At 63.7% G+C, this 14,423-nt stretch carries 14 protein-coding genes; all 14 read right to left on the bottom strand.

The genetic code is table 11. The features are described from left to right. Positions 1-142: 142 nt before the first annotated feature. Entirely contained in the window at positions 143-1,309 is a 1,167-nt protein-coding gene (lpxB, locus tag IVB05_RS19660) for a lipid-A-disaccharide synthase (RefSeq protein WP_247786799.1), read from the bottom strand. 23 nt (positions 1,310-1,332) lie between these two features. Next, on the bottom strand, positions 1,333-2,190 hold the full coding sequence (gene lpxI, locus IVB05_RS19655) for a UDP-2,3-diacylglucosamine diphosphatase LpxI (RefSeq protein WP_247786250.1): 858 nt from the start codon (positions 2,188-2,190) through the stop codon (positions 1,333-1,335). A gap of 17 nt (positions 2,191-2,207) precedes the next feature. Next, a complete protein-coding gene (gene lpxA, locus IVB05_RS19650) occupies positions 2,208-3,011 on the bottom strand; it encodes an acyl-ACP--UDP-N-acetylglucosamine O-acyltransferase (protein ID WP_247786249.1) in 804 nt (267 codons plus the stop codon). Between the two features lie 159 nt (positions 3,012-3,170). After that, positions 3,171-3,524 carry a hypothetical protein gene (locus IVB05_RS19645; RefSeq protein ID WP_247786248.1) on the bottom strand — a complete coding sequence of 118 codons (354 nt, stop codon included), beginning with the start codon at positions 3,522-3,524 and terminating at the stop codon, positions 3,171-3,173. 245 nt (positions 3,525-3,769) lie between these two features. Then, positions 3,770-4,405 (bottom strand): histidine phosphatase family protein, encoded by a 636-nt coding sequence (locus IVB05_RS19640; RefSeq protein WP_346771867.1) that lies wholly within the window; start codon positions 4,403-4,405, stop codon positions 3,770-3,772. Positions 4,406-4,551: 146 nt separating this feature from the next. Beyond that, complete coding sequence (gene fabZ, locus IVB05_RS19635) at positions 4,552-5,010, bottom strand: 3-hydroxyacyl-ACP dehydratase FabZ (RefSeq protein ID WP_247786247.1); 459 nt, start codon at positions 5,008-5,010, stop codon at positions 4,552-4,554. Then, positions 5,010-6,077, bottom strand: coding sequence for a UDP-3-O-(3-hydroxymyristoyl)glucosamine N-acyltransferase (gene lpxD / locus IVB05_RS19630; RefSeq protein WP_247786246.1), 1,068 nt, complete (start codon positions 6,075-6,077; stop codon positions 5,010-5,012). Before lpxD ends, fabZ begins: the two co-directional genes overlap by 1 nt. Before the next feature lie 127 nt (positions 6,078-6,204). After that, positions 6,205-8,772 carry an outer membrane protein assembly factor BamA gene (gene bamA / locus IVB05_RS19625; protein WP_247786245.1) on the bottom strand — a complete coding sequence of 856 codons (2,568 nt, stop codon included), beginning with the start codon at positions 8,770-8,772 and terminating at the stop codon, positions 6,205-6,207. A 176-nt stretch (positions 8,773-8,948) separates the two neighbouring features. Then, entirely contained in the window at positions 8,949-10,124 is a 1,176-nt protein-coding gene (gene rseP / locus IVB05_RS19620; RefSeq protein WP_247786244.1) for an RIP metalloprotease RseP, read from the bottom strand. Between the two features lie 43 nt (positions 10,125-10,167). Beyond that, on the bottom strand, positions 10,168-11,391 hold the full coding sequence (gene dxr / locus IVB05_RS19615; protein ID WP_247786243.1) for a 1-deoxy-D-xylulose-5-phosphate reductoisomerase: 1,224 nt from the start codon (positions 11,389-11,391) through the stop codon (positions 10,168-10,170). Positions 11,392-11,395: 4 nt separating this feature from the next. Continuing rightward, complete coding sequence (locus IVB05_RS19610; protein WP_247786242.1) at positions 11,396-12,244, bottom strand: phosphatidate cytidylyltransferase; 849 nt, start codon at positions 12,242-12,244, stop codon at positions 11,396-11,398. Then, complete coding sequence (locus tag IVB05_RS19605) at positions 12,241-12,996, bottom strand: isoprenyl transferase (RefSeq protein WP_247786241.1); 756 nt, start codon at positions 12,994-12,996, stop codon at positions 12,241-12,243. Before IVB05_RS19605 ends, IVB05_RS19610 begins: the two co-directional genes overlap by 4 nt. A gap of 27 nt (positions 12,997-13,023) precedes the next feature. Beyond that, positions 13,024-13,587, bottom strand: a complete 564-nt coding sequence (frr, locus tag IVB05_RS19600) for a ribosome recycling factor (RefSeq protein ID WP_247786240.1) — start codon at positions 13,585-13,587, stop codon at positions 13,024-13,026. A 73-nt stretch (positions 13,588-13,660) separates the two neighbouring features. Beyond that, positions 13,661-14,377 carry a UMP kinase gene (gene pyrH / locus IVB05_RS19595; RefSeq protein WP_247786239.1) on the bottom strand — a complete coding sequence of 239 codons (717 nt, stop codon included), beginning with the start codon at positions 14,375-14,377 and terminating at the stop codon, positions 13,661-13,663. Between the last annotated feature and the right edge of the window lie 46 nt (positions 14,378-14,423).

Here is a 14,423-nt window from a genome sequence, read left to right as displayed (position 1 = left end):
ACGTCGCTGACAGGAAACTCGGAAAGCCGGATGCGATCATCGCGTCCGGCTTTTTGTTTTGTAGGGTGGGCAAAGCGCAGCGTGCCCACCAATTTCTCGCAATGACGACGTTAGATGGTGGGCACGCTGCGCTTTGCCCACCCTACGAAGTCCGCCGCGCCTGCCACATCGTCGCCAGCACGATATCGGCGGCACGGGCACTCGGCGGCTGGTTGCCGGTCGACATGATCCCGTCGATTTTGCCGAAGGCCTCGAGCTGCGTCCTCCGAAGCTCAGTGTCGCCGAGCACATCGCGCAATGCGGCGGCGAGCTTTTCCGGGGTGCAATCCTCCTGCAGGAATTCGGGGACGACGTTCTCGCCGATCACGAGATTGGCCAATATCACCGAGTTCACCTTGATGGCCCGGCGCAATATCCACGCCTCCACCGAGCCGGTCCGGTAGGCCGTCACCATCGGCACCCCGGCCAAGGCCAGTTCGAGCGTCACAGTGCCGGATTTGGCCAGCGCCGCATGCGCGATTCGGAACTTGGCCCGCTTCTCCTGCTCGCCGATCACGACCTGGGGCTGCACCGGCCAGGTCTTCACCGCGTCCACGACCGCTTCCTGCAGATGCGGCATCGTCGGCAGCACCAGTTCGAACGCCACGCCCTGCTGCTGCAGCCGCGCCACCGCCTGGCCGAACACTGCCATGTGGTGGCGGATTTCGCTGCGGCGGCTTCCCGGCAGCACCAGGAGCACCGGCGGCGATTCCGCCCGCCGCGCGGCGTCATCGGCGTTCGGGCGCAACGAGGCCAGTTGCTCGGTCAGGGGATGGCCGACATAGGTGCAGGGCGGCCCGTGCAGCCGGCGATAGGATTCGGGCTCGAACGGCAGCAGCGCCAGCACGTGATCGACATATTTCAGCATCGCGCGCGCCCGGCCGGGCCGCCACGCCCAGACCGAGGGCGATACATAGTTGACGATCGGAATCCCGGGATCCTTGGCGCGAACGCGCTTCGCCACGCGGTGGGTGAAGTCCGGGCTGTCGATGATGATGAGAATATCCGGCGCCGCTTCCGTTACCGCAATGGCCGTTTCCTTGATCAGCCCGAGGATCTTCGGCAGTTCCTTGACGACGGCGGCGAGCCCGATGATCGAGAGCTCTTCGATCGGAAACAGCGACTCCAGGCCTTCGCGCGCCATCGCACGGCCGCCGATGCCTTCGAACCGCACCCCGTCGCCAAGGCGCTGGCGCAGCACCTTCATCAAGTTGGCGCCGAGGCGATCGCCGGACTCTTCCGTCGCGATCAGAAATATCCTCCGCTCCATCCCGGCGGTGGCGCGAGACGGCGTCACGCTGATAAGCCCTGGATGAACAGGCCGGCGCGATCAGCGGCCTCGATCATGGCCTGCGAGTCCGCGGCAATCGTATGGCCGGCAATCACGGCGATGCCGGCGAGCCCGGCCCGCGCTGCGCCCTCGATGGTTTTGGCGCCCACGGCCGGCAGGTCGAAGCGTAAATCCTGGCTACTCTTGGGCGCCTTCACCAGCACGCCGCGGCCGGATTTGGCGCGAATGCGCCCGGCCTCGCGCAGCCGCGCCACGCGCACCAGGAGCCCGTCAGTGCCCTCGATATCCTCGACCGCCACCACATGCCCGTCGATCACAACCACCGCCTGGCCAATGTCGAACGGGCCGAGCGCGCCGAGCACCTCCCGCCCTCTGGCGATATCTGCCGCAGAGGCGGGATCGGGCGTGGCGCGAGCGATGTTTCCCTCCGGCATCAGAATGTCGGGGGCGACATCCCGGATGCCGACCATCCGAAAGCCGTCCTGTTCGAGGATGCGGCCGATGCCTGACAGCAGATGATCGTCACCGCCGCGAAACGCGGCCCAGACGCGGCCGAGGACGCGGATCGTTCCCCAGTCGAGCCGGATTTCCGACAGCGCCGGGCGTAGCAGCGTGCCGATGAAGATCAGGTCGCGGCAGCCCTCGCTGCGGAACAGTTTGGTGGCGCGGCCGAGTTGCCCGACCGAGATCCAGTGATGGCGGAAGCGCTCGACGCGCGCCGGATCACAGGCGCCGCGCAGCGCGAACAGCACCGGCGCGATCCCGCGCTGGCTCAGCGACTCCGCCACCGCGAACGGCATGGCGCCACCGCCTGCGATGACGCCAACCGGCGATGAAATGTCAGAAGCCGCTGAAATCATGTGCGGCGATCCCGTCATCAATGCTTGTTGCCGTTATCGGCGGGAAGACAGAGCGCGCGATGCTTGCCTTGCGCGATGAAGGCGAGGATTTCGGCGATCGCCGGATCCTCCGCAGCGGACGGCTGCACTGAATTCAGCCGTTCGGCAAAGATGCCGGGGCCGTGAAACAGGCTTTGATAGAACGCGCGCACTTTCGCCAGCCGCTCCTTGGTGAACTTGCGGCGCTTCATGCCGATGATGTTCAGCCCTTCGAGAGCAGCATACTGGCCGTTGGCGAGGCCGAATGGAATGATGTCGCCGCGCACGCCGCACACGCCGCCGACCATCACCTGCGGTCCGATCCTCGTGAACTGGTGCACGGCCGACAGCCCCCCGATGAAAACGAAATCGCCGATCTCGCAGTGACCGCCGAGCGTAGCGGAAGTTGCAAAAATCACGTCATTGCCGACCTGGCAATCGTGCCCGACATGGCTGCAATTCATGAAGTAGCCGCGCTCGCCGACCCGCGTCACGCCGCCACCGGCAACCGTGCCGGCGTTCATGGTGACGGATTCGCGGATGGTGCAGCCCGCACCGATCTCCAGCCGGGTCAGTTCGCCCTTGTAGCTCAGCGATTGCGGCGGGGTGCCGAGCGAGACGAACGGATAGATCGTGCAGCCGGACCCGATCGTGGTCTGCGCGGTGACGTGAACATGCGCGATCAGATTGCAGTTGGCGCCGATAACGACGTTGCGGCCGATAATGCAGTAGGGACCGATCGTGGTCCCCTCGCCGATCACAGCGCCATCCTCAACCCGCGCGGTTGGATCGATCGTACCCATCAAGCAGCCCAGCCCATCGATTGGACGCGAATATCTCGCGTTTTCGGGTGGTTAGCGCGACGTACCAACGCTGTCCAGTGACGTATGGTTACGCCGTGTGTCGGCGCGTCCGCTACAAATCCTCCTGCCGGCGGCCTGATTCCCCGAGATAAACGGCCGCTAGATCATAGTGCCGGGCAGGAAGCAGCGGATCGAAATCCCGGATGCCCCTTTTACAGGCCAGACCATGGTCCGGCCGAAGCGATTTGGCACGGTAATGACAGCATCGTCGGGCACGTCGATCCATTGGCCCTCAAGCCGGACGCGATAATGACCGTCCTTCGATTCCCAATCGACGTCGGAAACGACGGAGCCATCGGCGTCCGAACAGCAGGGCCCCTTCCCGCTTCTGAGGCTGTCGAACCAGGGCTTGAGCGGGGAGTTGGCGTAGCGGCCATCGTCACGGGCCGTCGCGCTTCCAGCGAAAACAGCGGCTGAGGCGATCAGCACAACGGCAGTTCTCAGGCGTTTCATGCGGCAATCTCAACAGTGACCTGCCACGGGAAACTACAAGTCAGTTGACGGACCGAAGTTCCAATGCACCATTCACACTGACGGCTTGGCCGCACGGAGTGACGGAGCACATGCTCTGTCAAGGATCCGACATTGTCGAGTATACCAGCGTATAGTCACGCCTGACCGTTGCCGATAGTGCGCGGTGACAGCTCACACAAACAGCGCCCTGCGCGCAGGCAACTGCCCGATCCCGCAAGATCGCTCTAGCTGCCGGCCAGCGCGATCCATTCGCCGGGCTGCACGCGTGCGATCAGGACGGCGGGACCTGAGGCGCTGGTCTTGTAGACGAGCGCTTCGCCTTCGCGGATATCGGCAAATTCCTTTCCGAAGGCGTCGGCGACGTTGGTCTTATGCGTCACCGCCAGATTATTGACGCCGGCTTTCGGAGGCGCATTGACGAGATCGCGCACGGCGCGTCCGGCCTTGGCGTTCTTGCCGTCGGGATTGGCCATTCCAGACGCGCTGCCGGCACTGCTGTCGGTCAATGCGTCCACCGGAGAGACGTCCTTGCCGCCGAACAGCTTGCCGGTCTCAACGGCTCGATTGAGCTGGCTCGTATAGACTTCGCCGATCGGCACACCGAGCTTCTTCAGCGCAGCCCCAAGCTCGCGCGCCATACCGCGGCCCTTCTCACTCAGTTGCCGCTGCGCGGTCATGTCGTCGAACTTGAAGGGGTAGACGTCCTTTTGGCTGTCATCGGTGGCGCCGTGTCGAAACACGAGGACGTAGCCACCGTCCTTGAGAGACGATACGAGCCCTTCCAGATCAGCCGCGTAACTTTGCGGCGACATCAGCAGAAAAATGACCAAACACGAAATGATGGACGCAAGCTTGTTCACGGACGCCTCCGTTAAAAAAAGGCGTGGACCCGAACCGGATTTAATCTGCAAATTTCTTCAATCGACCTCGGCGTGGTTCCACTACCAACGATTGAATAAGGATATCAGGAAGACGTCGGTTGTGTGACGGTTAAATTCAATCCAATTCAATCCGTCAGCATCGCGCCGACGTCGGCCTCAGCGACCACGCTGCCATTCACCCTGGCGTCACCGTGAAACCACCACATCGCCTTGCGGCGGCCGATCGAGCGCATGTGGTACTCGATGGTGTCGCCGGGCATCACCGGCTTGCGGAATTTGCACTTGTCGATGGTGAGGAAATAAACCGCGCGCGGTTTCTCGGTGCCCTCGACCGACTTGATGCCGATGACGCCGGCGGTCTGCGCCATGGCCTCTATCATCATCACGCCGGGATAGACCGGACGATCGGGAAAATGGCCGAGAAACGGCGGCTCGTTGAAGGTGACGTTCTTGATACCGATGCCGCTGTAATCGGTCCGGATCTTGATCACCCGGTCGATCAGCAGCATCGGATAACGGTGCGGGAGCGTCTTGAGGATCTCGTTGATATCCACGAGCTCGAATCTGACCGCAGCCTCCTCCATCACTCCCGCCCCTCGCCTTTCGAACCAGCCGTGCCGCCCTGCACCAGTCGCTCCACTGCAACAATCTCCTTGAACCACTGCTTGGTCGGCTTTGCAAAGAAACCGCCCCAGCGGCCGTTGGGCGGGATGTCGTCCTTTACCCCGCTCATCGCCGTTACCTGGGCGCCGTCGCCGATCTTGAGGTGGTTGTTGATGCCCACCTTCGCCCCCAGCGCGACGTTGTCACCGATCGTCAGGCTGCCCGCGAGCCCGATCTGGGCCGCGAGCAGGCAGTGCCTGCCGATGGTTACATTGTGGCCGATCTGGACCTGATTGTCGATTTTGGTGCCCTCGCCGATCACCGTATCCCGCAGGCTGCCGCGATCGATGGTGGTGCCGGCGCCGACCTCGACATTGTTCTGGATCAGGACCCGGCCGGTCTGCGGCACCTTGATGTGGCCCTCGGGGCCGAAGAAAATGAAGCCATAGCCATCCTGGCCGATGCTGCAGGCGGGATGGATCAGGACGTTGTTGCCGATCAGGGCGAACTGGATCGCCGTGCGGGCGCCCACATTGCAGTCCCGGCCGATCTTGACGTCGGCGCCGATCACCGCTCCCGCGCCGATCACCGTGCCGGCGCCGATCTCGACCCTGGGCCCGATCACCGCCAGCGGATCGACGATGACGCCATCCTCCAGGTGGGCAGACGGATCGATAATGGCCGATGGCGCGATGCCGTCATTGTCGAACCAGGATTGCGGGCGAAGCGCATCGGCGTGCCATTCGCGCGCCAGCTTCACGAAGGCGCGGAACGGCTGGGTAGCCCGCAGCACCGCCACATGGGCGGGCACCTGGGGCTCGAAACGCGGGCTGACCAGGCAGGCGCCGGCCTTGGTCGCCTTGAGCTGGTCGGCGTATCTGAGGTTGTCGAAAAACGCCAGATGCATGGGACCGGCTTCGTCGAGCGAAGCAAGGCCCCTGATCACCTGGCCACCCCGTGCGGGATCGACCAATACCGCCCCCGTCAACGCGGCCAGTTCGGCCAGCGTCGAGGAAGGGGGTTGCTTGAAGAATATCGGCTGCGCCATTCCACCCGTCGCAGTCCGGCCGACCTTCACACCAGAGTGCCGGCTCCGAAGAAACGGAGCCGGACCCTTTTCTTGTTCCGAGGCGTTCTCGTCACGCGGACCTTACGTCCGTTCGCTTCAAGCCACCTTAGAACGATGTGCCGCCGCCAAACTTGAATTGCTGCACGCGGTCAAACTGACCCTTCGTAAGCGGAACCGCATAGTCGAAGCGCAGCGGACCGAACGGCGAAGCCCAGATGATGCCGACACCCACCGAGGTGCGTACCACGTTGCCGTCGTCATACTGCAATCCCAAACAGGTTCCGGGAGAGGCCCCAGTCGTCGCCGTCGCCTGCGTCGGCGGGACGCAGCCAGGCACATTGACCTCGCCCGTTGCCGCCCACGATGTCGGGCCCTTGTAGTCGAACAGTCCGCCGGCGTCGGCATAGACCGAACCCTTGAGCCCGACTTCCTTCGGCAGGAACCAGAACGGCATCTGCAGTTCGAACGAAGCGCCCCAATATTTGGTGCCGCCCAGTGCGTCACGCGTGCCAAACGGGTTCATATCGCGCGGACCGATGCCGTTCGGGGCAAAACCGCGAACCAGGTTCGGACCCATCTGGAAGTGATCGAGCATGCGCAGCTCGCTGCCGCCGAACTGGTTCAACATGCCGCCCTGGAGGTGGATCAGGCCGACGATATCGGCGACCAGCGGGGTGTAGTACTTCGCATCGATCGCGGACTTGATGTACTTCACGTCGCCGCCGACACCGGCGAAGTCCTGCTTCCAGTCGATCAGCAAGCCGTCGGTCGGGTTCTTGTTGTTGTCCAGCGTGTTGTAGTTCAGCGAATAGCCGACCGACGAGGTCAACGCCTTGCCGCTCTGCAGTTCCCTGCGGACCGGCAGCGAGGCTTCGCCGTCGCTGTAGCACCACAGGCCGACGCCGGAGGTGTCGGTGGCGGTCTGGCCTCCCGACGTTATCGATCCGCCCGCGGGAGCGCCGACCAGATTCGCAAATGCCGGGCTCGGATTGAACGCGAGCAGCGAGTTCGAGGAGTTGTTGTTACAATTCGCCAGCGTGTTCGGCAGCTGGATTTCCTGCTGATAGATCGAGTAGCGCAACTGAAGCGCGAGATCTTCCCGCAGGGTGAAGCCGAGCCGCGGGCTGAAGCCCAGCGTCTTGGTGCCGTAGGCGATGTAGCTGTTGGCGAGCTGTTCGCGATAGAACAAGTCGAGGCCGAGCGCGACGCGGTAGTCGAACAAATACGGGTCGACGAACGACAGCGAACCGCCGCGCGCGTACTGACCGTAGGTCACGGCCGCCTTCGCATACAGGCCGCGGCCGAGGAAGTTGCGCTCGGAGATGCTGACTTCGGCCAGCGCACCGTCGGTGGTCGAATAGCCGCCCGACACCGAGAAGTCGCCAGTCGACTTCTCTTCGAGATCGACGACCAGGATCACGCGATCGGTCGACGAGCCGGGCTCGGTCAGGATCTTCACGCTCTTGAAGAAGTCGAGGTTCTTCAGCCGGCGCTCGGCGCGATCGACCAGCGCACGGTTGTAGGCGTCGCCTTCGGACAGGTCGAACTCGCGGCGAATCACGTAGTCGCGGGTGCGGGTATTGCCGCGGACGTTGATGCGCTCGATATAGGTTCGCGGGCCCTCATCGACGGCGAACACGATCGAAACGGTGTGCGCTTCGAAATTGCGGTCGCCGCGCGGGCGCACCACGGCGAAGGCGTAGCCGCGCCGCGAGGCCTCGATCTGCATTTCCTCGACGGATTTCTCAAGCGCCTCGGCATTGTAGACCGAGCCGACGGTGACGCGCGAGAAGCTGCGCATCGAGGCGGCATCGAGGGTTGCGATGGAGGTCTGGAAGTCGACGGAGGCCACGCGATATTGCTGCCCCTCGTCGATCTTGAAGGTGACGAGGAAGCCCTTCTTGTCGGGGTCATACTCGGTCAGCGCGGCGATCACCTGCACGTCGGCGTAACCGTTCTTGAGATAGAAGCGGCGAATCAGGTCGCGGTCGGCCTCGACCCGGTCGGGATCGTAGACGTCGGCGCCACCGAGGAAGCTCAAGAGGTTGGATTCGCGCGTCTTGATGACGTCCTTCAGGCGATAGGACGAATAGGCGACGTTGCCGACGAACTCGATCGACCTGACGCCGGTCTTGCTGCCTTCGGTGACCGTGAAGATCAGGTCGACGCGGTTGTTCGGCTGCTCGATGATTTCAGGGGTCACACGCACGTCGTAGCGGCCGGAGCGGCGGTAGATTTCGGCGATGCGCTGGGCGTCCGACTGAACCATCGGGCGCGAGAATGTGCCGCGCGGCTTGGACTGGATTTCAGCCGAAAGCTGCTCGTCCTTGACCTTCTTGTTGCCTTCGAAGGCGATGCGCCCGATCACGGCGTTTTCGACCACGGTCACGACCAGCCGGCCGCCCACCTGGTTGATTCGCACGTCCTGGAACAGGCCGGTTTCAATCAACGCCTTCAGGCCGTCGTCGATCTGGGCCTGCCCGAGCCGGCCGCCGGGGCCTGGCTTGAAATAGGAACGGATGGTCTCGACCTCGACACGCCGGTTCCCCTCGACGGAGATCGACGCCACCGTCTGCGCCGCAGCCGGCACAGACATCAGCGCGCCCCCCATCGGCGCGGCAACCATGATCAGAGCGCCCAGCAGAGCCCCCCGCACTCGCATTCCAAACATCATGCGCAACGCGCCCTCGTCATTGCAGTGCCGGCCCGTACAACCCCTACGAACCGGCAGATTCCCAAAGTTGCACTGCTTGTAGCCAATTTCGAGAGGGCGGCAAACCAGACATCGCGGTGCGATTCCATTTTCATTCCAAGACGTTGCCAATGGGCAACGTCACAAAAAAGCCGCTTCTACGATCTCCCGAACAGCCCCTTCAGCCACGGCACCTGCTGGAAGTCGTTATAGAAGGCGAACACCATCAGCATCAGCACCAGCACCAGCCCTACGCGGAACCCGTATTCCTGGGATTTTTCCGACAAAGGCCGCCCCCGCAGCACCTCGGCCGCGTAGAACATAAGGTGACCGCCATCGAGCAGCGGTACCGGGAACAGGTTCAGCAGTCCGATCGAAATGGACAGCACCGCCGCCAGATGAAGCAGCGGAACAAGCCCCAGCGTGGCGACCTGTCCCGAAATCTGCGCGATCCGAATCGGTCCGCCAATCTGGTCCGCGCTTGCCCGGCCGGTGAAGATATTGCCGATATAGGCCAGCGTCTGCTCGATGACGAACCAGGTTTCCTTGATTCCCAGCCAAAGCGCGCTCGCGGGATCGACCTTCTCTGTCGTCACTTCGCCCGGCGAGGTTGCGCGGGTGATGCCGAGAATCCCGAGCCGCTGCGTGTTTCCGAACGGATCCTTCACTTCGCGCAGTTCCGGCGTGCCCTTCAATTGCAGCGTCGAATCACCGCGCTTGACGGTGAAGGTCAGGGTGTCGCCGGCACGAACGCTGACGAAGCGCTGCATGTCGGCGAAGCTGCCGATCTTCTTGCCGTCGACGGCGGTGACGATGTCGCCGACCTGAAAGCCCGCCCGCTCGGCGGCGCTGCTGGCTTCGATCTTGTCGACCCGCGCCGTCGTGCTCGGCTTGCCGAAGAAGGTGAAGAGACAGGTGAAGATGACGATCGCCAGAATGAAATTCGCGATCGGACCGGCGGCAACGATGGCCGCCCGCGCGCCGACTTTCTTGTGATGGAAGCTGCCCGCCCGCTCCTCCTCGGTCATGCCGGCGAGCGTTTGGGTCGAGGCAGGCGTCGAGGCTTCCGATTCGTCGCCGAAGAACTTCACATAGCCGCCGAGCGGGATGGCGGAGATCTTCCAGCGGGTTCCGTAGCGGTCGTTGAAGCCAGCGAGCTCCGGCCCGAAACCGAGCGAGAACGTCAGCACTTTCACGCCTGCCCACCGGGCGACCAGGAAGTGGCCGAGTTCATGGAAGAACACGACGATGGTCAGGACGAACAAGAAGGGAATGATGTAGCCGATGAGCCCATGGCCCAACGTATTGAAACTGCTTAGAAAAAACTCTGACATCAGGTTCCCCTCGACAAGAGCCAAAGGCTCCGTCCACAACCCTCTAGGATGCCTTTAAGGCAATTTGAGGCAATAGGGCGGCGGCTCTATTTCGCGCGTTATGGTCAACCGAAATCGCGTCGTCGGCCGAGCTCAAAGGCGCAAGGTTCCCGGCGCGAATCCAGTCGTTGATGGTGGCTTCGACGAGGCGCGCGATCGACCCGAACTTGATCTGTCCGGCAATGAACGCCGCCACCGCCACCTCATTGGCAGCGTTGAATACCGTGGTCGCACCACGGCCGGTACGTAAGGCCTCGTAGGCCAGCCGCAAGCCCGGGAAGCGCTCGAAATCGGGCGCCTCGAAGGTGAGCTGTCCGATTTTTGCGAGATCGAGCCTCGCCGACGGGCCAACGATTCGGTCGGGCCATCCGAGGCAGTGCGCGATCGGAATGCGCATGTCGGGCGCGCCGAGCTGCGCAACCACGGAGCGATCGGAGAATTCGACCATGCCGTGGATGATCGACTGCGGATGCACGAGAACGTCGATTTCATCGGCGGTCAGCGCGAAGAGATAAGAGGCCTCGATGACTTCGAGGCCCTTGTTCATCATCGAGGCCGAATCGATGGTGATCTTCTGGCCCATGCTCCAGTTCGGATGCTTCAGCGCCTGCGCCAGCGTCGCCTGTTCGATGTCGGTGGCGGCCCAGGTGCGGAACGGACCGCCGGATGCGGTGATGATCACGCGCACCAGTTCCTCGCGGTTGCCTGAGGAAAGCGCCTGAAACAACGCGTTGTGTTCGGAATCGGCCGGCAGGATGCAAGCCCCTGCTTTCGCCGCGCGCTGCATGAAGAAATCGCCGGCGCAGACCAAACATTCCTTGTTGGCGAGCGCAACCGTCGCGCCGCGGTCGACCGCGGCCAACGCGGGCTTCAGCCCGGCAGCACCGCTCACCGCCGCCATCACCCAGTCGGCGGGACGCGCCGCAGCCTCGATGATGGCGCTTTCGCCGGCGCCACACTCGGTACCCGTGCCGGCCAGCGCGTCCTTCAGTTCGCCAAGCCGCGCCGGGTCGGCAATTGCTGCGAATCGCGCGCCGAATTCCTTGGCGAGCTTGGCCAGCGCGTCGACATTGGAATTCGCGGTCAGCGCCTCGACGGAATAGCGGTCGCGCGCACCGCGCAGCAGATCCATGGTGCTGTCGCCGATGGAACCGGTGGCGCCCAGCACCGTTACGGTGCGCGCGTCCGCTACCGCGGCCTTGTTGTTACGCAATGGAACTGCGCTCATAATTTCACCAAACCATAAGACCGCGGCCGACGCCATCGGCGCCACCCCGCAGAAGGCCGAAAAGAGCCGCCACGACGACGGCTGCGACAAATCCATCCAGGCGATCCATTAGCCCGCCGTGGCCAGGAACAATGTGACCTGAGTCCTTTACGCCAAAACGCCGCTTCACGGCGGATTCGAAGAGGTCGCCGAGCTGTGAGACGACCGAAAGAGCCCCGGAAAGCATCAATAACGGCCCTACCCTGCCCAGGTCGAACGCGGCAAAGCCTGCCGCCACAGCCAGGCTGGCGGCAAACCCGCCGGCGGCGCCCGCCCAGGTCTTTTTCGGGCTGACGCGCGGCCACAGTTTCGGCCCGCCAATACCGCGACCCGCGAAATAGCCGCCGCTATCGGTCACCCATACGATCAGCAGCACGAACATCAGCGCAGCGAATCCCTTTACGGGATCCAGACGCACCAGGACCGAGGCGATCTCGGCCGCCGCCGCGTACAAGAATCCCGCCGCGGCCCAGCCTCGCCGCTCCGGCGCGATCGATACGACGGCAACGAAACCGAGTGAAAGCACGATCAGCGCGGCGTCGAGCCGGCCAATCGCAAAACAAAGCCCGGCGACCGCAAGCGCGGCCACGCCCGGCACCGTCACGCGGGTAGCGCCGGCGAGACCCACGATCGTGAGCCATTCCACGAACAGGCCGATGGCGGCCAGCGTCACCAGCGCGGTCCAGAGCCAGCCGCCCGCATAGGCGATGGCGACCGCGAGCGGAATCAGCACGGCGGCTGCGGCGATGCGCATCACGAGATTGCGCGAATCGGGCGCGCTCGCCGCCGCCGGCGCGGCCTCGCGTTCGGTCACGATCCGGTTTTCGCGGCCAGACCGCCGAAACGGCGTTCCCGTCTGGCATATTCGGCAATGGCGCTTTCGAGCGCGGCCTTGTCGAAATCCGGCCAGTGGATCGGCACGAACACGAGTTCGCTATAGGCCGCCTGCCACATCAGGAAGTTCGACAGCCGCTGCTCGCCGCTGGTGCGGATGATCAGGTCGGGATCGGGAATGTCAGGCGCATCGAGATAGCGGCCGAGCGCATCGGCGTCGATCGAGGCCGGATCGCGCTTGCCCTCCGCCACTTCGCGCGCCAGCCGTTGAGCGGCGCCAGCGATTTCCTGGCGCGATCCGTAGTTGAACGCGACCACGAGATTGAGCTTGCTGTTGGCCCGGGTCAGTTCCTCGGCCTCGTTGAGCAGCGTGCAGATATCGGGCTCCAGCCCTTCCCGTTCGCCGATCACGCGCACGCGCACGCCGTCGCTATGGAGCGTGGCGAGATCGTTGCGGATGAAGCGGCGGAGCAGTCCGAACAGATCGCCGATTTCGGTCGCCGGCCGCGACCAGTTCTCCGAGCTGAACGAAAAGATCGTCAGATAGAGCACGCCGAGTTCATGGGCGGCGCGAACGACGCGACGCAGCGCCTCGACGCCGCGGCGGTGGCCTTCGGCGCGCGGCAAGCCGCGCGCTGCCGCCCAGCGTCCGTTTCCGTCCATGATGATCGCCACATGCAACGGGACGGATCTATCCGGTCCTTCCGTGGCGGGGGCGGCGGCGTTCGGCATTATCATCTCGATTCTTGAACGTTGCCGTCAAACGGTGAGGATTTCCTTTTCCTTCGCCGCAAGCAACTGATCGATTTCCGCGATCATTCCGTCGGTCGCCTTCTGCACCTCGTTGGCGAGCCGTTCCTGATCGTCTTCGGAAATCTCGTGATTCTTCTCGAGCTTCTTGACGATATCCAGTCCGTCGCGACGGACATGGCGGACCGCCACCTTGGCGGCTTCGGCGTATTTATGCGCGACTTTCACCAGTTCCTTGCGCCGCTCCTCGTTGAGCTCGGGAATCCGCAAGCGCAGCACCTGCCCTTCGGTCGCGGGCGAGAGGCCGAGGTTCGAATCGACGATCGCCTTTTCGACGGCCTTCACCATGGATTTATCCCACACCTGCACGGAGAGCAGGCGCGGCTCGGGCACGCTGACGGTCGCGACCTGGTTGAGGGGCATGTGCGAGCCGTAAGCCTCGACCTGCACCGGCTCCAGCATGGACGCCGCCGCGCGGCCAGTCCGCAAGCCGCCCAGCTCGTGCTTGAGCGACTGGGTGGCGCCTTGCATGCGGCGCTTCAATTCGTTGATGTCAAAACCGGGCGTGGGCATAACACTCTCCCCTCCTTAGAAACCAGCCGCCGGGCATCTCAAAAGCCCGCGGTTCGAAGCAGCACTGGCCATTTCAGCCGGCAACCACCGTGCCGTGGCCGGTCCCGCGCAGGATCGCGCCGATCGAACCCGGCTCGGCGATCGAGAATACGATGATAGGCAGTGACGTCTCGCGGGCAAGCGCGAATGCAGTCGCATCCATCACCTTGTAGTCGCCGGCAATCGCCTGCGAATGCGTCAGGCGATCGAAACGCTTGGCCGACGGGTCCTTTTTCGGGTCGGCGCTGTAAACGCCGTCGACATTGGTGGCCTTGAGCACGGCCTGGGCCCCGATCTCGGCCGCCCGCAACACCGCTGTCGTGTCGGTGGTGAAGAACGGATTGCCGGTTCCACCGCCAAGCAGGACGATTCGTCCCTCGGAAAGGTATTTGTGCGCTGCACTACGGGTGAACAGCTCGGAAATCTCGGGCATCACGAACGCCGACAGGGTCCGCGCCGGCGTTCCCTTGCGCTCAATGGCCGCCTCGAGCGCCAGGCAGTTCATCATGGTGGCGAGCATGCCCATGGTGTCGCCGGTCGGGCGCGACACGCCGCGCGAGGAGACTTCGACGCCGCGAACGATGTTGCCGCCGCCGATCACGACGGCCACCTCGATACCGAGCTTCTTGGCCGCGATCAGGTCGTCGGCGATGCGGTCAACGGTGGGCTGGTCGATGCCGAAGGAGTGGCTGCCGGCGAGATACTCGCCCGAGAGCTTGATCACGACGCGACGATAGACCGGCTCAGCCATTGCTTATCGCTTCCTTGTCCCGCGCAGGTGACTTCCGGCGCAACTG

Origin of the sequence: Bradyrhizobium sp. 170 (assembly GCF_023101085.1) — a bacterium.
In the GTDB taxonomy this organism is placed as follows: Bacteria; Pseudomonadota; Alphaproteobacteria; order Rhizobiales; family Xanthobacteraceae; genus Bradyrhizobium.
Note: the sequence above shows the minus strand (reverse complement) of the source record. Positions and strands in the feature narration are given on the sequence as shown.